This window comes from Pseudescherichia sp. AS216 (assembly GCF_037152055.1).
In the GTDB taxonomy this organism is placed as follows: Bacteria; Pseudomonadota; Gammaproteobacteria; order Enterobacterales; family Enterobacteriaceae; genus Pseudescherichia.
This window is the reverse complement of record NZ_JBBCMV010000009.1, coordinates 1-18439: the sequence shown is the minus strand read 5'-3', so window position 1 is coordinate 18439 and position 18439 is coordinate 1. Positions and strand designations below refer to the sequence as shown.

At 57.8% G+C, this 18439-nt stretch carries 18 protein-coding genes; 15 read left to right on the top strand and 3 right to left on the bottom strand.

The window, feature by feature from the left end; all coding sequences use genetic code 11:
- Nucleotides 1–45: 45 nt before the first annotated feature.
- The 9 genes from udp (at nucleotide 46) to tatD (ending at nucleotide 7791) form a co-directional block, all read left to right on the top strand.
- Entirely contained in the window at nucleotides 46–807 is a 762-nt protein-coding gene (udp, locus tag WFN61_RS19455) for a uridine phosphorylase (RefSeq protein ID WP_337039110.1), read from the top strand.
- A gap of 134 nt (nucleotides 808–941) precedes the next feature.
- Entirely contained in the window at nucleotides 942–2318 is a 1377-nt protein-coding gene (rmuC, locus tag WFN61_RS19450; RefSeq protein ID WP_042395935.1) for a DNA recombination protein RmuC, read from the top strand.
- Nucleotides 2319–2384: 66 nt separating this feature from the next.
- Nucleotides 2385–3140, top strand: coding sequence for a bifunctional demethylmenaquinone methyltransferase/2-methoxy-6-polyprenyl-1,4-benzoquinol methylase UbiE (gene ubiE / locus WFN61_RS19445; protein WP_042395932.1), 756 nt, complete (start codon nucleotides 2385–2387; stop codon nucleotides 3138–3140).
- 13 nt (nucleotides 3141–3153) lie between these two features.
- Nucleotides 3154–3759, top strand: coding sequence for a ubiquinone biosynthesis protein UbiJ (gene ubiJ / locus WFN61_RS19440; RefSeq protein WP_042395926.1), 606 nt, complete (start codon nucleotides 3154–3156; stop codon nucleotides 3757–3759).
- Entirely contained in the window at nucleotides 3756–5402 is a 1647-nt protein-coding gene (ubiB, locus tag WFN61_RS19435) for a ubiquinone biosynthesis regulatory protein kinase UbiB (RefSeq protein WP_312176937.1), read from the top strand. Before ubiJ ends, ubiB begins: the two co-directional genes overlap by 4 nt.
- A gap of 70 nt (nucleotides 5403–5472) precedes the next feature.
- Complete coding sequence (tatA, locus tag WFN61_RS19430) at nucleotides 5473–5727, top strand: Sec-independent protein translocase subunit TatA (protein WP_103821756.1); 255 nt, start codon at nucleotides 5473–5475, stop codon at nucleotides 5725–5727.
- A 3-nt stretch (nucleotides 5728–5730) separates the two neighbouring features.
- Entirely contained in the window at nucleotides 5731–6249 is a 519-nt protein-coding gene (gene tatB / locus WFN61_RS19425) for a Sec-independent protein translocase protein TatB (RefSeq protein ID WP_337039109.1), read from the top strand.
- 2 nt (nucleotides 6250–6251) lie between these two features.
- Nucleotides 6252–7016, top strand: coding sequence for a Sec-independent protein translocase subunit TatC (gene tatC, locus WFN61_RS19420; protein ID WP_144819220.1), 765 nt, complete (start codon nucleotides 6252–6254; stop codon nucleotides 7014–7016).
- Nucleotides 7009–7791, top strand: a complete 783-nt coding sequence (tatD, locus tag WFN61_RS19415) for a 3'-5' ssDNA/RNA exonuclease TatD (protein ID WP_337039108.1) — start codon at nucleotides 7009–7011, stop codon at nucleotides 7789–7791. The genes tatC and tatD overlap by 8 nt, the downstream gene beginning before the upstream one ends.
- On the opposite strand, the gene rfaH is transcribed toward tatD, so the two are convergent.
- On the bottom strand, nucleotides 7788–8276 hold the full coding sequence (gene rfaH, locus WFN61_RS19410; RefSeq protein ID WP_042395910.1) for a transcription/translation regulatory transformer protein RfaH: 489 nt from the start codon (nucleotides 8274–8276) through the stop codon (nucleotides 7788–7790). The genes tatD and rfaH overlap by 4 nt on opposite strands.
- 170 nt (nucleotides 8277–8446) lie before the next feature.
- Between rfaH and ubiD the strand changes: the two genes are divergently transcribed.
- Nucleotides 8447–9943 carry a 4-hydroxy-3-polyprenylbenzoate decarboxylase gene (gene ubiD, locus WFN61_RS19405; RefSeq protein ID WP_144819224.1) on the top strand — a complete coding sequence of 499 codons (1497 nt, stop codon included), beginning with the start codon at nucleotides 8447–8449 and terminating at the stop codon, nucleotides 9941–9943.
- Nucleotides 9944–9998: 55 nt separating this feature from the next.
- Nucleotides 9999–10700 (top strand): NAD(P)H-flavin reductase, encoded by a 702-nt coding sequence (fre, locus tag WFN61_RS19400; RefSeq protein ID WP_144819226.1) that lies wholly within the window; start codon nucleotides 9999–10001, stop codon nucleotides 10698–10700.
- 54 nt (nucleotides 10701–10754) lie between these two features.
- On the opposite strand, the gene fadA is transcribed toward fre, so the two are convergent.
- Both fadA and fadB read right to left on the bottom strand, forming a co-directional pair.
- Entirely contained in the window at nucleotides 10755–11918 is a 1164-nt protein-coding gene (fadA, locus tag WFN61_RS19395; RefSeq protein ID WP_312633923.1) for an acetyl-CoA C-acyltransferase FadA, read from the bottom strand.
- Between the two features lie 9 nt (nucleotides 11919–11927).
- Nucleotides 11928–14117, bottom strand: coding sequence for a fatty acid oxidation complex subunit alpha FadB (fadB, locus tag WFN61_RS19390; protein WP_312235328.1), 2190 nt, complete (start codon nucleotides 14115–14117; stop codon nucleotides 11928–11930).
- A 187-nt stretch (nucleotides 14118–14304) separates the two neighbouring features.
- Between fadB and pepQ the strand changes: the two genes are divergently transcribed.
- The 4 genes from pepQ to hemG are packed head-to-tail and all read left to right on the top strand — an operon-like array spanning nucleotide 14305 to nucleotide 18306.
- On the top strand, nucleotides 14305–15636 hold the full coding sequence (pepQ, locus tag WFN61_RS19385; protein WP_313574409.1) for a Xaa-Pro dipeptidase: 1332 nt from the start codon (nucleotides 14305–14307) through the stop codon (nucleotides 15634–15636).
- Nucleotides 15636–16250 carry an IMPACT family protein gene (locus tag WFN61_RS19380; protein WP_144819234.1) on the top strand — a complete coding sequence of 205 codons (615 nt, stop codon included), beginning with the start codon at nucleotides 15636–15638 and terminating at the stop codon, nucleotides 16248–16250. Before pepQ ends, WFN61_RS19380 begins: the two co-directional genes overlap by 1 nt.
- Nucleotides 16251–16291: 41 nt before the next feature.
- On the top strand, nucleotides 16292–17743 hold the full coding sequence (gene trkH, locus WFN61_RS19375; RefSeq protein WP_144819236.1) for a Trk system potassium transporter TrkH: 1452 nt from the start codon (nucleotides 16292–16294) through the stop codon (nucleotides 17741–17743).
- An 11-nt stretch (nucleotides 17744–17754) separates the two neighbouring features.
- Nucleotides 17755–18306, top strand: a complete 552-nt coding sequence (gene hemG / locus WFN61_RS19370) for a menaquinone-dependent protoporphyrinogen IX dehydrogenase (RefSeq protein ID WP_144819238.1) — start codon at nucleotides 17755–17757, stop codon at nucleotides 18304–18306.
- Nucleotides 18307–18439: the final 133 nt, after the last annotated feature.

Sequence of the window (18439 nt, the reverse complement as noted above, 5' to 3'; positions counted from 1 at the left end):
ACCGTTTTACTTCTGCTGATGAATCGACCCACAAAGGAGTCACCTATGTCCAAGTCTGATGTTTTTCACCTCGGCCTTACCAAAAACGATCTGCAGGGGGCTACGCTGGCTATCGTCCCTGGCGATCCGGAGCGAGTGGAAAAGATCGCCGCGCTGATGGATAAGCCGGTTAAGCTGGCATCGCATCGCGAATTTACCTCATGGCGCGCCGAAGTGGATGGCAAAGCCATCATTGTCTGCTCCACCGGTATCGGCGGCCCGTCAACCTCTATCGCCGTTGAAGAGCTGGCGCAGCTGGGCATCCGTACTTTCCTGCGCGTGGGTACCACCGGCGCGATCCAACCGCACATCAACGTTGGTGACGTACTGGTGACCACGGCGTCCGTGCGTCTCGACGGAGCCAGCCTGCACTTTGCGCCGATGGAGTACCCAGCGGTAGCAGATTTCACCTGTACCACCGCGCTGGTAGAGGCTGCTAAAGAGGTGGGCGCAACGATCCACATCGGTGTGACCGCCTCGTCTGACACCTTCTACCCGGGCCAGGAGCGTTACGACACCTTCTCCGGCCGCGTCGTTAGCCGCTACAAAGGCTCTATGGAAGAGTGGCAGTCAATGGGCGTGATGAACTACGAGATGGAGTCCGCCACGCTGTTGACCATGTGCTCCAGCCAGGGCCTGCGTGCCGGTATGGTAGCGGGCGTGATCGTCAACCGCACCCAGCAAGAGATCCCGAACGCAGAGACCATGAAGCAGACCGAAAGCCACGCCATTAAAATCGTGGTGGAAGCGGCGCGCCGTCTGGCTTAACGCGCCTCTCTGGCAGGTCGATCTCCTCGGCCTGCCGGTTTTGCGTAGTACCTCGCAGGAAAATCCTTCCCAACTGGACACCTATCCAGCACACTCTTATTTTGCATCGGTAAGTGGTTTATGCAGGAGGCAGGGTGGATATCTCAATTTTACTCAGCGCGGCGGCGGCGATAGCCGGCTTGCTGATAGGCTGGCTGGCGACAAAATCCCATGCCGATCGCTTGCGGGCCGATCTTACCGAAGAGCGGCGCGAGCTGGATATCGAACTGAGCGCGGCGCGACAGCGGCTGGTACAGAATCAGCACTGGCGTGACGAGTGCGAACTGCTGAATAACGAACTGCGCAGCCTGCGCGAAATCAACACCTCGCTGGAGGCCGATCTGCGCGAGGTCACCACCCGGCTAGAGTCTACCCAGCTGCATGCGGAAGATAAGATTCGCCAGATGATCAACAGCGAGCAGCGCCTGAGCGAGCAGTTTGAAAACCTCGCTAACCGTATCTTCGAGCAGAGCAATCGCCGGGTCGAAGAGCAGAACCGGCAGAGTCTGCACGGGCTTCTCTCTCCCCTGCGGGAACAGCTGGACGGTTTCCGTCGCCAGGTGCAGGACAGCTTTGGCAAAGAGGCGCAGGAGCGCCACACGCTTGCCCACGAGATCCGCAACTTACAACAGCTTAATGCCCAGATGGCGCAGGAAGCAATTAACCTGACCCGCGCCCTGAAAGGCGATAATAAAGCGCAGGGCAACTGGGGCGAGGTGGTGCTGGCCCGCGTGCTGGAGGCATCCGGCCTGCGGGCGGGCTATGAGTATGAAACCCAGGTCAGCATCGAAACCGAAGCCCGCGCCAGGATGCAGCCTGACGTCATCGTGCGGCTACCGCAGGGTAAAGATGTGGTCATCGACGCCAAAATGACCCTGGTAGCCTATGAGCGCTACTTCAACGCCGACGATGAGTACACCCGCGAAAGCGCGCTGCAGGAGCATATCGCCTCGGTGCGCAGCCATATTCGCCTGCTCGGACGTAAAGATTACCAGCAGCTGCCGGGCCTGCGCTCCCTTGACTACGTCCTGATGTTCATCCCCGTCGAGCCGGCCTTTTTAGTGGCCCTTGATCGTCAGCCGGAGCTGATCACCGAGGCGTTAAAAAACAACATCATGCTGGTCAGCCCGACCACGCTGCTGGTGGCCCTGCGCACCATTGCAAACCTCTGGCGCTACGAGCACCAAAGCCGCAACGCGCAGCAGATCGCCGAGCGCGCCAGCCGTCTCTACGACAAGATGCGGCTGTTTGTTGATGATATGTCGTCGGTGGGGCAGAGCCTGGAGAAAGCGCAGGATAATTACCGCCAGGCGATGAAAAAACTCACCTCCGGGCGGGGGAATTTGCTTGCCCAGGCCGAGGCGTTTCGCGGGTTGGGCGTTGAGATCAAGCGCGAGATTAATCCAGATTTAGCCGATCAGGCCGTAGCGCAGGATGAGGAGTTCCGTTTGCGCGCCGGGCAGGAGGGTTGAAACGTAGGGCAATCTCGCCCAATCTGTTACACTTCACGAACAATTTCTTGAATAGCAGGCACTGAGATGGCGGAAGATTCACAAGAAACGACGCATTTTGGTTATCAGACTGTCGCCAAAACGCAAAAGGCCGACATGGTGGCTCACGTATTTCACTCCGTGGCCGCAAAATATGACGTAATGAACGATCTGATGTCGATGGGCATCCATCGTCTGTGGAAGCGTTTCACAATTGACTGCAGCGGCGTACGCCGTGGGCAGAAGGTCCTCGACCTCGCGGGCGGCACCGGTGATCTGACGGCGAAATTCTCCCGTCTGGTGGGTGAAACCGGGCAGGTAGTGCTGGCCGACATCAACGACTCCATGCTGAAAGTCGGGCGTGAAAAGCTGCGCAACCTTGGCGTGGTAGGTAACGTTGAATACGTGCAGGCCAACGCTGAAGCGCTGCCGTTCCCGGATAACACCTTTGACTGCATCACCATCGCTTTCGGGCTGCGTAACGTCACCGATAAAGAGAAAGCGCTGCGCTCTATGTTCCGCGTGCTCAAGCCGGGCGGACGCCTGTTAGTTCTTGAGTTCTCTAAACCGATTATCGAGCCGCTGAGCAAGGCCTATGATGCCTACTCTTTCCACGTGCTGCCGCGCATCGGCGAGCTGGTGGCGAAGGATGGCGAAAGCTACCGCTACCTGGCGGAGTCCATCCGTATGCATCCCGATCAGGAGACGCTGAAGGCGATGATGCAGGATGCTGGTTTTGAAAACGCAGAGTATTTCAACCTGACGGCGGGTATCGTCGCGCTGCACCGTGGATATAAGTTCTGACAGGAGTGAGTGAATGCCCTTTACGCCGTTAGTGAGCGCTGGAATCGAAGGTGTTCTCAATACATTTTTATATCGCGAAAGGGCATTAAAACCCGCCCGCCAGCGCCTGCAGGGTAAGGTACTGCGTATTGTCCTCAAAGAGTTCTCTACGCCGCTTATCCTGGCCTTTAGCGAGCGCCAGGTCGACGTGCTGAGCGCCTGGGAGGGCGAGGCGGACTGCACCGTCATTACCCAGGCCCGGTTGTTACCGAAGCTGCGCGATCGCCAGCAGCTGACTACGCTTATACGCAGCGGCGAGCTGGAAGTGCAGGGTGATATTCAGGTTGTACAAAACCTTAGCGCGCTTTTCGATCTCGCAGAGTTCGATTTTGCTGAGCTACTTGCCCCTTACACCGGCGATATCGCCGCCGAAGGCATCGCGAAAGTTCTGCGCGGCGGTGCAAAGCGTTTCCAACATGGCCTGCAGCGTCAGCAGCAGTACGTGGGCGAAGCCATAACGGAAGAGTGGCGTCTGGCACCCGGTGGACTGGAAGTTGCCTGGTTTGCCGAGGAGGCCGCCGCCGTCGCGCGCTCGGTTGATGCGTTAACCAAACGGCTGGAAAAACTGGAGGGCAAATGACGCCAGGTGAAATTCGACGCCTGTACTTTATCATTCAAACTTTTTTGAGTTACGGGCTTGATGAGCTCATCCCACGAATGCGTCTTACCCTGCCGATTCGGCTCTGGCGTCGCACGCTGTTCTGGATGCCAAACCGTCACAAAGACAAAGAGTTAGGTCATCGCCTGCGGCTGGCGCTACAGGAGCTGGGACCGGTGTGGATCAAGTTCGGGCAGATGCTCTCTACCCGTCGCGATCTCTTCCCGCCCGTGATCGCCGACCAGCTTGCGATGCTTCAGGATCGCGTAGCGCCCTTTGACGGCAAGCTGGCTAAGCGGCAGATCGAAAAGGCGATGGGTGATATCCCCGTAGAGACGTGGTTTGATGATTTTGACATTACGCCGCTGGCGTCGGCCTCTATCGCCCAGGTCCACACTGCTCGCCTGAAAGAGAACGGCAAGGAAGTGGTGATCAAGGTGATCCGGCCGGATATTCTGCCGATAATCAGAGCCGATATGAGCCTGATCTATCGCCTTGCGCGCTGGGTTCCGCGCCTGATGCCGGACGGACGTCGCCTGCGCCCGCTGGAAGTGGTGAAGGAGTATGAGAAGACGCTGATCGACGAGCTGGATCTGCTGCGTGAAGCGGCCAACGCCATCCAGCTGCGGCGTAACTTTGAAAATAGCGCGATGCTCTACGTGCCAGAAGTTTACTCCGATTACTGCAGCCAAAATATGCTTGTCATGGAACGCATCTATGGTATTCCGGTGAACGACGTTGCTGCACTGGAGAAAAACAATACCGATTTGAAGCTGCTGGCCGAGCGTGGCGTACAGGTGTTCTTTACCCAGGTGTTCCGTGATAGCTTTTTCCACGGGGATATGCACCCGGGCAATATCTTTGTCAGCTATGAGCATCCGGAAGATCCGCAGTATATCGGTATCGACTGTGGCATCGTCGGCTCGCTGAACAAAGAGGATAAGCGCTACCTGGCGGAGAACTTCATTGCATTCTTCAACCGCGACTACCGTCGGGTTGCCGAGCTGCACGTTGATTCTGGCTGGGTACCGCCGGATACCAACGTTGAAGAGTTTGAGTTTGCGATCCGCACCGTGTGCGAGCCGATTTTTGAGAAGCCGCTGGCGGAGATCTCTTTTGGCCACGTGCTGCTGAACCTGTTCAACACGGCGCGGCGGTTCAATATGGAGGTGCAGCCGCAGCTGGTGCTGCTGCAAAAAACGCTGCTTTATATCGAGGGCGTAGGACGTCAGCTCTATCCGCAGCTCGATTTGTGGAAAACGGCGAAACCTTTCCTCGAAACGTGGATCAAAGATCAGGTAGGCTTCCCGGCGCTGGTCCGTTCCCTGAAAGAGAAGGGACCGATGTGGATTGAGAAAATGCCCGAGCTGCCCGAACTGATCTACCACAACCTGCGCCAGCATAAGCAGCTGCAGCACAACGTGGATCTGATAGCCCGGGAGATGCGCGTTAACAATGTGCGCCAGGGGCAGTCCCGTTATCTGTTCGGTATTGGGGCAACGTTGATCCTGAGCGGAACGCTCTTTTTGATCAACCGGCCGGAGTGGCAAACGGCGTCCGCATGGCTTATCGCCGGTGGCGTGGTGGCCTGGCTTATTGGCTGGCGGAAAACCCGCGTGCTGTAGCCGCACGCTTAATGGGCCGGGTAGGCTGTACCGGCCCGCTAATTTCAGCATCTATCCTTGAGGATCGTGTATGGGTGGTATCAGTATTTGGCAGTTGCTTATTATTGCCGTCATCGTTGTCCTGCTGTTTGGAACGAAAAAGTTAGGCTCTATCGGTTCCGATCTCGGCGCGTCGATCAAAGGCTTTAAAAAAGCCATGGGCGATGACGATAAGCACGAGAAAAAATCGGCGGAGGACGCTGATTTCTCCACAAAAACCCTTGCTGAAAAGCAAGACGATGTGAAAACAGACGAAGAAAAACGTCGCGATAAAGAGCAGGTGTAATTCGTGTTCGATATTGGTTTTGGCGAACTGGTACTGGTATTCGTGATCGGTCTGATTGTGCTGGGGCCGCAGCGTTTACCGGTAGCGGTTAAAACGGTGGCCGGATGGGTGCGCGCGCTGCGCTCGCTGGCAAGCACTGTACAAAATGAGCTGGCGCAGGAGCTGAAGATCCAGGAGCTTCAGGACAGCCTCAAGAAGGTTGAAAAAGCGAGTATGGATCACCTGACGCCAGAGCTAAAAGAGTCTATGGATGAGCTGCGCCATGCGGCAGAGTCAATGAAGCGCACCTACAACGTCAACGATCCCGAGCGTGCAAGCGACGTAGCGCATACTATTCATAATCCGATTGTGAAAGGCAATGAGGAGCAGCATCAGGGCGTGACGCCTGCCGTTGCGGAGCACCAGGCCAGCGCGCCAGCGCAGGCACCGTTGCCGGAGACGGAGACCCCCGTCGACAGCAAGCCAGCTCAGCCCGCTGCCTCTGCCGCACATTTATCTTCATCGACAAGTGATAAACCGTAACCATGGCTGTACAAGATACCCAACCGCTGATTACGCACCTGATCGAGCTGCGAAAACGCCTGATGAACTGCATCTTTGCGGTGCTCGCCATTTTCGTGGTGCTGGTCTATTTCGCTAACGATATCTACCAGCTGGTCTCAGCCCCGCTGATCAAGCAGATGCCCTTGGGTGCAACGATGATTGCTACCGACGTGGCGTCGCCGTTCTTTACCCCGGTAAAGCTGACCTTCATGGTGTCGCTGATCCTCTCTGCGCCCGTTATTCTTTATCAGGTCTGGGCCTTTGTTGCCCCAGCGCTCTATAAGCACGAGCGGCGTCTGGTTGTGCCGCTGCTGGTCTCCAGCTCGCTGCTGTTCTATATCGGCATGGCCTTCGCCTACTTTGTGGTGTTCCCGCTGGCGTTTGGCTTTTTGACCCATACCGCCCCGGTGGGCGTGCAGGTATCGACGGATATTGCCAGCTACCTCGACTTCGTCATGGCGCTGTTTATGGCCTTCGGCGTGTCGTTTGAAGTACCGGTAGCCATTGTCCTGCTCTGCTGGATGGGCGTCACAACGCCGGACGATTTGCGTCGTAAACGGCCTTATGTGCTGGTAGGCGCGTTTGTTGTCGGTATGCTGCTGACGCCGCCGGATGTTTTTTCCCAGACGCTGCTGGCGATCCCGATGTACTGCCTGTTTGAAGTGGGCGTCTTCTTCTCGCGTTTTTATGTTGGCAAGCGCCGCTTCCGCCAGGAAGAGAGCGACGAAAGCGAAGACGATGTTTGATATTGGCGTAAACCTCACTAGCTCACAGTTTGCTGGCGATCGCGAGCAGGTTGTCGCCCGGGCTGCCGCCGCAGGCGTTAGCGGCATGCTGCTTACCGGAACCAACCTGCATGAGAGCCAGCAGGCACAGGCGCTGGCTGCGCAATACGCGGGCTGCTGGTCCACGGCGGGCGTCCACCCGCATGACAGCAGCCAGTGGCAGCCGGAGACCACTGACGCCATTCGGGAGCTGGCCAGCCTGCCGCAGGTCGTCGCCATTGGTGAGTGCGGGCTGGATTTTAACCGTAACTTCTCCACGCCGCAGGCGCAGGAAGTGGCGTTTAGCGCCCAGCTGGCTCTCGCCGCTGAGCTCTCCCTGCCGGTGTTTTTGCACTGCCGCGACGCCCACGAGCGTTTCTTAGCTCTGCTCGATCCGTGGCTGGATAAACTCCCCGGCGCGGTGCTGCACTGCTTTACCGGCTCAGAGCAGGAAGCGCGCGACTGTCTGGCGCGCGGGCTCTATCTGGGCATTACCGGCTGGGTCTGCGACGAACGTCGCGGGCAGGCGCTTAGCGAAATCGTACCGCTTATCACGGCCGATCGTCTGCTGATTGAAACCGATGCCCCCTATCTGCTGCCTCGCGATCTCAAGCCTAAGCCAGCGTCACGGCGCAATGAGCCCGCCGTGCTGGGGCATATTTTGCAACGCGTGGCGCAGCTGCGAGGCGAGGATGCTGACCGGCTGGCAGGCATAACAGATAACAACGTCAGGCAGCTGTTCGGTATCGCGTTTTAAGCTTTACGGAAGTCGGTGTTTCTCACGCTCTGCACTACCTGCTGGTTGAGCAGATTCAGCAGCAACATCGAGCGCGCTTCGCCGTCAGGCTCGGTAAAAATAGCCTTTAGCCCCTCAAACGCCCCTTCAGTGATCACCACGCTGTCACCCGGATAAGGTGTCTCAGGATCGGTCACCCCTTCAGGTTGATAGTGCACCAGCTGAGCGATCACCGGCGCAGGCACCGTTGCCGGACTAACACCGAAGCGGACAAAGTGGCTCACGCCGCGAGTCGCGTTAATGGTGGTGGTGTGGATAACTTCCGGATCGAATTCGACAAACAGATAGTTGGGGAACAGTGGTTCGCTCACTGCAGTGCGTTTGCCACGCACGATTTTTTCAAGCGTGATCATCGGCGTCAGGCAGTTTACCGCCTGGCGTTCAAGGTGTTGCTGGGCGCGTTCGAGCTGTCCCCGCTTGCAGTACAGTAGATACCAGGCTTGCATAATCACTCTGTTTTAGCTAATCGTGTGCAAGCATATCAAAACCCGATAATGATGGCTAAGGTGATTATAGCGGTCATCGCCACATGTTGGCGTAACGATTTACCCTAATTTAACAAAACTACAGCATCACGCCGATGTTCACCGTATAATGGAAGGCTGACTCCGAGGCCATGATTAACTGCATGAAATACCACGACCTACGTGATTTTATGGCGCTGCTGGAACAGCAGGGCGAACTCAAACGCATCACGCTGCCTGTTGATCCTCATCTGGAAATAACAGAAATTGCCGACCGCACGCTGCGCGCCGGTGGTCCCGCCCTGTTATTTGAAAACCCCACAGGCTACGCAATGCCGGTACTCTGCAACCTCTTTGGCACCCCGAAGCGTGTAGCGCTAGGTATGGGGCAAGAGGATGTGACGGCGCTGCGCGAGGTGGGCAAGCTGCTGGCCTTCCTGAAAGAGCCAGAGCCGCCGAAAGGCTTCCGCGATCTCTTTGATAAGCTGCCGCAGTTTAAGCAGGTGCTCAATATGCCCACCAAACGCCTGCGCGGCGCGCCGTGCCAGCAAAAGGTCGTGCAGGGCGAAGCGGTGGATCTCACCACTATCCCGATCATGCAGTGCTGGCCGGAAGATGCCGCCCCGCTGATCACCTGGGGCCTCACCGTCACCCGTGGTCCGCATAAAGAGCGGCAAAACCTGGGTATCTATCGCCAGCAGCTTATTGGCAAGAACAAACTGATCATGCGCTGGCTGTCGCATCGCGGCGGCGCGCTGGATTATCAGGAGTGGTGCGCAGCGCATCCCGGCGAACGTTTCCCGGTTGCCGTGGCGCTGGGGGCCGATCCCGCTACGATTTTAGGCGCAGTGACCCCTGTACCGGATACGCTTTCTGAATATGCCTTTGCCGGTCTGCTGCGCGGTACCAAAACCGAGGTAGTTAAGTGCATCTCAAACGATCTGGAGGTGCCTGCCAGCGCGGAGATCGTGCTTGAGGGCTACATTGAGCCGGGTGAGATGGCCCCGGAAGGCCCGTATGGCGACCACACGGGTTACTATAATGAGATAGATAGCTTCCCGGTCTTTACGGTGACGCATATTACCCAGCGCGAGGATGCTATCTACCACTCCACCTACACGGGTCGCCCGCCCGATGAGCCAGCCGTGCTTGGCGTGGCGCTGAACGAAGTCTTTGTGCCGATCCTGCAAAAGCAGTTTCCGGAGATTGTCGATTTCTATCTTCCCCCGGAAGGGTGCTCGTACCGCCTGGCAGTAGTGACCATCAAAAAGCAGTATGCCGGTCATGCCAAACGCGTGATGATGGGCGTGTGGTCCTTCCTGCGGCAGTTTATGTACACCAAATTTGTTATTGTCTGTGATGATGACGTGAACGCGCGCGACTGGAACGACGTTATCTGGGCGATCACCACCCGTATGGATCCGGCAAGGGATACGGTGTTGGTAGAGAACACGCCGATAGACTACCTGGATTTTGCCTCGCCGGTTTCCGGTCTGGGCTCTAAAATGGGGCTGGATGCTACCAACAAATGGCCTGGTGAAACCCAGCGTGAATGGGGGCGTCCGATTAAAAAGGATCCTGCCGTTACCGCGAGAATTGACGCTATCTGGGATGAGCTGGGCATAATGAGTGACGGTAAAGGCAGCTAATGCGCCGCCGTTTTGCCTTTTGATTCGTAATAAAACGACCCGACAGAGGGAGCGCATGACAACCTTAAGCTGTAAAGTGACTTCGGTAGAAGCTATCACCGATACCGTATACCGTGTTCGTCTTGTACCGGACGCGGCGTTTTCCTTTCGCGCTGGGCAATATTTGATGGTGGTGATGGACGAGCGCGATAAGCGTCCGTTCTCCATGGCATCCACGCCGGATGAGCAGGCGTTCATCGAGCTGCACATTGGTGCTTCCGAGCTGAACCTCTATGCGATGGCGGTGATGGACCGGATCCTGAAAGAGCGCGAAATTGTTATCGATATTCCGCACGGCGATGCCTGGCTGCGCGATGACGAAGAGCGTCCGCTGATCCTGATTGCAGGCGGAACCGGCTTCTCCTACGTGCGCTCGATTCTGCTGACCGCGCTGGCGCGTAACCCGGCACGTGATATCACCATCTACTGGGGCGGACGCGAAGAGAAGCACCTGTACGATCTCTCTGAGCTGCAAGCTTTAGCGGTGACCCACCCCAATCTGAAGGTGGTGCCGGTGGTTGAGCAGCCGGAAGAGGCGTGGCAGGGCCGCAGCGGCACGGTATTGACCGCGGTACTTCAGGATTTCGGCACGCTGGCCGAGCATGATATCTATATTGCCGGACGTTTCGAAATGGCAAAAATCGCCCGGGATCTCTTCTGCAACGAACGCGGTGCGCGGGAAGATCGTCTCTTCGGCGACGCTTTCGCCTTTATCTAAGCTCTGGCGTCACTGGCCCGACGGTGTCTCTCCCGCCGGGCCTGCCTGACACGCTTAAACTCGCTCAAACACCGTCGCAATCCCCTGACCCAGCCCAATACACATTGTCGCCAGGCCAAACTGCGCGTCTTTACGCTCCATCAGGTTCAGCAGGGTGGTGCTGATCCGCGCCCCGGAACAGCCGAGCGGATGACCCAAGGCGATCGCGCCGCCGTTGAGGTTGATCTTCTCGTCAATCTGCTCCATCAGACCCAAATTCTTAATGCACGGCAGGATCTGCGCCGCAAAGGCTTCGTTCATCTCAAACAGATCGATGTCGCTCACCGTCAGACCGGCTTTTTTTAACGCCAGCTGCGAGGCCGGAACCGGACCGTAGCCCATGATAGAGGGATCGCAACCCACGACCGCCATTGAACGTATACGGGCGCGTGGCGTCAGGCCCAGCTCGCGGGCGCGGCTTTCACTCATCACCAGCATCGCCGCCGCGCCGTCAGAGAGCGCGGAGGAGGTGCCCGCCGTCACCGTGCCGTTAGCCGGATCGAACGCGGGCCGCAGCGCGGAGAGACCTTCAACGCTGGTCTCCGGGCGGATCACCTCGTCGAAGTTAAACATTTTCGGCACGCCGTCGGCGTCGTGACCGCCGGTGGGGACAAGCTCATTTTTGAACGCCCCACTCTGGGTGGCGGCCCATGCACGGGCGTGGGAGCGGGCGGCAAACTGGTCCTGCATCTCACGACTGATGCCGTGCATGCGTGCCAGCATCTCAGCGGTTAAACCCATCATGCCTGCCGCTTTAGCGACGTTACGGCTGAGGCCGGGATGAAAATCAACGCCGTGGCTCATCGGTACGTGGCCCATATGCTCAACGCCGCCCACCAGGCACGCCTGCGCATCGCCGGTCATGATCATGCGTGCTGCATCGTGCAGCGCCTGCATCGACGAGCCGCACAGACGGTTAACGGTCACCGCCGGAACGGAGTGGGGGATCTCGGCCAGCAAGGCGGCATTACGGGCGATGTTAAAGCCCTGCTCCAGGGTCTGCTGCACGCAGCCCCAGTAGATATCGTCCAGCGCCGCGGCGTCGAGGGCCGGGTTGCGCGCCAGCAGGCTACGCATCAGGTGCGCGGAGAGATCTTCCGCGCGTACGTTACGGAACGCGCCGCCCTTAGAACGGCCCATCGGGGTACGAATTGCATCGACAATGACTACCTGTTCCATTGTGACTCCTTAAGCCGATTTCAGAACGCCTGCCGGGCGGGCTGGCGCAACGGGAGGATAATAGGGTTCGTTATGGCGCGCTTTCTCACGCAGGCCGTCCGGCACGGCGTAGAGCGGGCCAAGGGCGGCGAACTGCTGCGCCCGATCGAGATAGCTGGCGCTGCCCTGCGTGTCGAGCCAGCGGAATGCGCCGCCGTGGAACGGTGGGAAGCCAAGGCCGTAGACCAGGGCCATATCGGCTTCAGCCGGGCTGGCGATAATGCCCTCTTCCAGACAGCGCACCACTTCGTTGACCATCGGGATCATCATGCGGGCAATAATCTCCTCGTCAGAGAAGTCGCGCTTCGGCTGGCTAACCTCTGCCAGCAGGCCGTCAACGGCAGCATCTTCCTCTTTCTTCGGCTTGCCTTTGCTGTCCTCTTTATAACGCCAGAAGCCCTGGCCGTTTTTCTGTCCAAAGCGGCCCGCGTCGAACAGTACGTCAATGGCGTCGCGGTAATCCTTCTGCATCCGCTCCGGGAAGCCAGCGGCCATGACCGCCTGGGCGTGATGCGCCGTATCGATGCCCACCACGTCCAGCAGATAAGCCGGGCCCATTGGCCAGCCAAACTGCTTTTCCATTACCTTATCCACGCGGCGGAAGTCCGCGCCGTCGCGCAGGAGCTGGCCGAAGGCGGCAAAGTAGGGGAACAGGACGCGGTTGACGAAGAAGCCAGGGCAGTCGTTAACGACGATAGGCGTTTTGCCCATTTTGCTCGCCCAGGCGACCACTTTGGCGAGAGTCTGTTCCGAAGTTTTTTCGCCGCGGATCACCTCTACCAGCGGCATGCGGTGTACCGGGTTAAAGAAGTGCATGCCGCAGAAGTTCTCTGGGCGTTGCAGAACGCTGGCCAGCTCGCTAATAGGGATAGTCGAGGTGTTTGAGGCCAGCACCGTATCCGGGCGTACCTTCTGTTCAGTCTCGGCCAGCACCGCTTTTTTCACCTTAGGATTTTCGACGACCGCCTCCACCACTACGTCGACGCGATCAAAGCCGGTGTAATCGAGGGTCGGATGGATAGTGGCAATGACGCCCGCCAGCTTCAAACCGTCAATCTTGCCGCGCTCAAGCTGCTTATTGAGCAGCTTGCTGGCTTCGCTGATACCCAGCGTCAGGGATTTGTCGTTGATATCTTTCATCAGCACCGGCACGCCTTTCCATGCCGACTGGTAAGCGATGCCGCCACCCATAATGCCTGCGCCCAGCACGGCGGCCTGCTTCGGGGTCTCGACGTTCTGGGTCAGCTTTTTGGCCTGACCTTTGACATACTGATCGTTCAGGAAGATGCCTACCAGCGCGCGGGCCTCGTTGGTGTGGGCCAGTGGGACAAAGCTCTGGTTCTCAAGCGCCAGCGCCTCATCACGGCCAAACCGGGCCGCCGCTTCAATGGTTTTCACCGCCGTCAGCGGGGCGGGGTAGTGCTTGCCTGCGGTCTGCATCACCATGCCTTTGGCGATGGTAAAGCTCATGGCGGCTTCAATCTTGCTGAGTTTCAGCGGCTCCAGCTTCGGCTGGCGTTTGGCGCGCCAGTCCAGATCGCCCTCTATCGCCTGACGCAGAACGGCCAGCGCGCCATCGCGCAGTTTTTCCGCCGCTACGATGCCATCGACGAGGCCGATTTTCAGCGCCTGTTCAGCGCCTACGTCTTTGCCAGCAGCAATAATCTCCAGCGCGCTGTCAGCTCCCAGCAGACGCGGCATGCGCACCGAGCCGCCAAAGCCTGGCATAATCCCCAGCTTGGTTTCCGGCAGGCCAATACGCAGATCTGGCGTCGCTAAACGATAGTCGGTGGCGAGCACACACTCGCAGCCGCCGCCCAGCGCATAGCCGTTAACGGCAGAGATTGTGGGAACAGGCAGATCTTCCAGGCGGTTAAAGACGCTGTTAGCGAAGTGCAGCCACTGGCTAAGCTGCTCTTCGGGAACCTGGAACAGAGAGAGGAATTCGGTAATGTCCGCGCCGACAATAAAGGCGGCTTTGTCGGAGCGCAGCAGCAGCCCGGTGAGGTCGGGGCTTTTTTCCAGCACGTCCAGCGCCTGGCCGAGACTCGCCACCGTCGCCGTATCGAGCTTGTTGACCGAGCCGGGGGCCGCGAACACCAGTTCAGCAATGCCGTTTTCCAGCCAGTCGAGGTATAGGGTATCGCCTTTGTAGAGCATGTCAGTCTCCTGAATCCAGCAGGGTTACTGGTCTTACCAGATGAGACGGAGTGTGGTTATTATGTTAATAAAATGCAAATGAGAGTTTAAAAAGTTGCTGAGGCGATCACGCTAAACGGAAAACACGCAGGCGTTACCGGGTATGTTAAGATGCCGAGAATTGCCGTCTAAACCAGAAGGGAAAATCATGGACTCACTGGCTGCGCTTTATAAAGATCATATCGTTACCCTACAGGAACGTGCCCGGGACGTACTGGCCCGCTTTAAGCTCGACGCATTGCTGATTCACTCCGGCGAGCTGTTCAACATCTTCCTTGATGACCATCCGTACCCCTTTAAGGTCAACCCGCAGTTTAAAGCCTGGGTACCTGTTACTCAGGTTCCCAACTGCTGGTTGCTGGTGGATGGTGTCAACAAGCCCAAGCTGTGGTTCTACCTGCCGGTAGATTACTGGCACAACGTCGAGCCGCTGCCGACCTCGTTCTGGACCGAAGAGATCGAGATTATTGCCCTGCCAAAAGCAGACGGTATCGCCAGCCAGCTGCCTGCGGCACGGGGCAATATCGCCTACATCGGCCCGGTGACAGAGCGCGCATTGCAGCTGGAGATCAAAGCCGAGAATATCAACCCGAAAGGGGTGATTGACTACCTGCACTACTATCGCGCCTATAAGACCGACTACGAGCTGGCCTGTATGCGAGAGGCGCAGAAGACGGCAGTGATGGGCCACCGCGCAGCGCACGAGGCGTTTCTCTCCGGTATGAGCGAATTTGACATCAACGTGGCCTATCTGACCGCCACCGGCCACCGCGATACCGACGTACCCTACAGCAATATCGTGGCGCTCAACGAGCACGCTTCCGTGCTGCACTACACCAGGCTGGATCATCGCGCACCCGCTGAGATGCGCAGCTTCCTGCTGGACGCTGGCGCCGAGTATAACGGCTACGCCGCGGATCTGACCCGGACCTGGGCCGCCAATGGCGATAACGACTTTGCGCAGCTGATCAAAGATGTCAACGACGAGCAGCTGGCGCTGATCGGCACTATGAAAGCGGGGGTGAGCTATATCGAGTACCACCTGCAGTTCCATCAGCGCATTGCGAAGCTGCTCCGTCGTCATCAGATTGTTACCGATATCAGCGAAGAAGCGATGGTAGAGAACAATCTCACCGGCCCCTTCATGCCGCACGGTATCGGCCATCCGCTGGGCCTTCAGGTGCATGACGTTGCTGGCTTTATGCAGGATGATACCGGTACGCATTTGGCCGCGCCGGCAAAATATCCTTACCTGCGCTGCACCCGCGTAATCCAGCCGCGCATGGTGCTGACCATTGAGCCGGGTATCTACTTCATCGACTCGCTGCTGAGCGCGTGGCGTGAAGGCGAGTTTAGCAAGCACTTCAACTGGCAGAAAATTGAAGCGCTGAAACCGTTCGGCGGGATCCGTATCGAAGATAACGTGGTGATCCACGAGAACGGCGTGGAGAACATGACCCGAGATCTGAAGCTGGCCTGATGGAGAGCTGGCTGATACCGGCTGCGCCGGTGACCTTCGTTGAGGAGATCAAAAAGAGCCGCTTTATTACGCTGCTGGCCCACACCGACGGCGTAGAGGCGGCGAAAGCCTTCGTCAGCGCCGTGCGGGCAGAACACCCGGAGGCGCGGCACCACTGCGTCGCATGGGTGGCCGGGCCGCCGGACGACTCGCAGCAGCTGGGCTTTTCCGACGATGGTGAACCGGCTGGCACGGCGGGCAAGCCGATGCTGGCCCAGCTGATGGGCAGCGGCGTCGGTGAGATCACCGCTGTAGTGGTGCGCTACTATGGCGGCATTCTGTTAGGCACCGGCGGGCTGGTCAAAGCCTATGGCGGCGGCGTACAGCGTGCGCTTAATCAGCTCACCACACTCCGCAAATTACCGCTGACCGAATATACTTTGTGTTGTGATTATGCTCAGCTCGCTGGCGTAGAAGCGCTACTGGGTCAGTTCGAGGGGAAGATCGTCACCAGCGACTATCAGGCGGTCGTGCAGCTCCGAGTGGCGCTTCCCCGCGCCAGGCTGAGCGAGTTTTCCGCCCGGCTGGCAGATTTTAGTCGTGGTTCATTGCAATTATCAGCCATTAAAGAATAATCCCCACCTCATTTATCTGGATACCTAAGGAAGCGGCAGAGATGCATTTTCGCGCCATTACCCGAATCGTTGGACTGCTGGTGATACTCTTTTCCGGAACGATGATCCTGCCTGGACTGGTTGCGCTGATTTATCGGGACGGCGCGGGGCGTGCATTCACCCAAACGTTCTTTGTGGCGCTGGCGATCGGCTCCCTGCTGTGGTGGCCTAACCGCCGGGAGAAGAGCGAACTGAAGTCGCGGGAAGGCTTCCTGATTGTCGTCCTGTTCTGGACGGTGCTGGGTAGCGTGGGGGCCTTGCCGTTTATCTTCTCTGAGCGTCCCAACCTGACGGTGACCGACGCCTTCTTTGAGTCCTTTTCTGGCCTGACGACCACCGGGGCGACTACGCTGGTGGGGCTGGATTCCTTGCCGCACGGTATTCTTTTCTATCGCCAGATGCTGCAATGGTTCGGCGGGATGGGGATCATCGTCCTGGCCGTGGCTATTCTTCCTATTCTTGGCGTTGGGGGAATGCAGCTTTACCGTGCGGAGATGCCCGGCCCGCTGAAGGATAATAAGATGCGCCCGCGTATTGCCGAGACGGCAAAGACGCTGTGGCTTATCTATGTTCTGCTGACCGTGGCCTGCGCACTGGCGCTCTGGTTTGCGGGTATGCCGGCGTTTGACGCCATTGGACACAGCTTTGCTACCATCGCCATTGGCGGGTTCTCCACCCATGATGCCAGCGTGGGCTATTTCGATAGCCCAACGATTAACACCATTATTGCTATCTTCCTGCTGATCTCCGGCTGTAACTATGGTCTGCACTTCTCCCTACTGAGCGGGCGGAACCTGAAGGTCTACTGGCGCGATCCTGAGTTCAGAATGTTTATCGGTGTGCAGCTAACGCTGGTGGTGATCTGCACCCTGGTACTCTGGTTCCACGATGTCTACAACTCGGCGGTCACTACGCTAAACCAGGCGTTCTTCCAGGTGGTGTCGATGGCAACGACCGCCGGCTTTACTACCGACAGCATTGCGCGCTGGCCGCTGTTCCTGCCGGTGCTCCTGCTCTGCTCGGCGTTTATCGGCGGCATGGCGGGGTCCACCGGCGGGGGACTGAAGGTCATTCGTATCCTGCTGCTGTTTAAGCAGGGTAACCGCGAGCTGAAACGGCTGGTGCATCCTAACGCGGTGTACAGCATCAAGCTGGGGAACCGCGCGCTGCCGGAGCGTATTCTCGAGGCGGTGTGGGGCTTCTTCTCTGCCTATGCACTGGTCTTTATCGTAAGCATGCTGGCGATTATCGCCACGGGTGTAGATGACTTCTCCGCCTTTGCTTCCGTGGTGGCGACGCTGAACAACCTTGGGCCGGGTCTTGGGGTGGTGGCAGATAACTTTGCCAGCATGAACCCGGTGGCGAAGTGGATCCTCATCGCCAACATGCTTTTTGGTCGTCTTGAAGTCTTTACGTTGCTGGTACTCTTTACCCCAACGTTCTGGCGCGAATAAGGGAACACGCTATGAAAACGTTGATTCTATTCTCCACCCGTGACGGGCAAACCCGTGAGATCGCCTCCAGTATCGCCTCTGAACTGAGCGAGCTCAGCGTCTATTCCGATGTGGTTAACCTTAACCGTACAGAATCAATCGCATGGGAGGAGTATGACCGCGTGGTTATTGGGGCATCGATTCGCTATGGTCACTTTCATCCGGCCGTGGATAGGTTTGTGAAAAAGCATCTACAGCACCTTAATGCGCTGCCCAGTGCCTTTTACGCCGTTAACCTTGTGGCGCGCAAACCAGAGAAGAGCTCGCCGCAAACTAATAGCTATACGCGTAAGTTTTTATTGAACTCACCCTGGCAGCCGGATCGCTGTGCGGTGTTTGCCGGTGCCCTTCGCTACCCACGCTACTCCTGGTACGACCGGATCATGATCCGCCTGATTATGAAGATGACCGGAGGGGAAACGGATACGCGTAAAGAGGTGGTTTATACCGACTGGTCACGCGTAAGTGAATTTGCGCGAGAAATTGCACAATTAACCAGCAAATCGGCGGCAAAACAGGCATAAAGACTGCAAAATAAGCGCTTGGAAAGTTTTTTGCATTTAAGACTTGTCACCCCGGAATAACTCCCTATAATGCGCCTCCACTGACACGGAACAACGGCGAATAAGCCGGCCGGTCAGCGAAGCGCCTCCGGGC

Coding starts and splice junctions, on each gene's coding strand:
- ubiB (WP_312176937.1), top strand. CDS start 3,756: ATGACGCCAGGTGAAATTCGACGCCTGTACTTTATCATTCAAACTTTT.
- ubiJ (WP_042395926.1), top strand. CDS start 3,154: ATGCCCTTTACGCCGTTAGTGAGCGCTGGAATCGAAGGTGTTCTCAAT.
- tatD (WP_337039108.1), top strand. CDS start 7,009: ATGTTTGATATTGGCGTAAACCTCACTAGCTCACAGTTTGCTGGCGAT.
- fadA (WP_312633923.1), bottom strand. CDS start 11,918: ATGGAACAGGTAGTCATTGTCGATGCAATTCGTACCCCGATGGGCCGT.
- pepQ (WP_313574409.1), top strand. CDS start 14,305: ATGGACTCACTGGCTGCGCTTTATAAAGATCATATCGTTACCCTACAG.
- tatC (WP_144819220.1), top strand. CDS start 6,252: ATGGCTGTACAAGATACCCAACCGCTGATTACGCACCTGATCGAGCTG.
- WFN61_RS19380 (WP_144819234.1), top strand. CDS start 15,636: ATGGAGAGCTGGCTGATACCGGCTGCGCCGGTGACCTTCGTTGAGGAG.
- rfaH (WP_042395910.1), bottom strand. CDS start 8,276: ATGCAAGCCTGGTATCTACTGTACTGCAAGCGGGGACAGCTCGAACGC.
- fadB (WP_312235328.1), bottom strand. CDS start 14,117: ATGCTCTACAAAGGCGATACCCTATACCTCGACTGGCTGGAAAACGGC.
- tatA (WP_103821756.1), top strand. CDS start 5,473: ATGGGTGGTATCAGTATTTGGCAGTTGCTTATTATTGCCGTCATCGTT.
- hemG (WP_144819238.1), top strand. CDS start 17,755: ATGAAAACGTTGATTCTATTCTCCACCCGTGACGGGCAAACCCGTGAG.
- udp (WP_337039110.1), top strand. CDS start 46: ATGTCCAAGTCTGATGTTTTTCACCTCGGCCTTACCAAAAACGATCTG.
- trkH (WP_144819236.1), top strand. CDS start 16,292: ATGCATTTTCGCGCCATTACCCGAATCGTTGGACTGCTGGTGATACTC.
- ubiD (WP_144819224.1), top strand. CDS start 8,447: ATGATTAACTGCATGAAATACCACGACCTACGTGATTTTATGGCGCTG.
- fre (WP_144819226.1), top strand. CDS start 9,999: ATGACAACCTTAAGCTGTAAAGTGACTTCGGTAGAAGCTATCACCGAT.
- ubiE (WP_042395932.1), top strand. CDS start 2,385: ATGGCGGAAGATTCACAAGAAACGACGCATTTTGGTTATCAGACTGTC.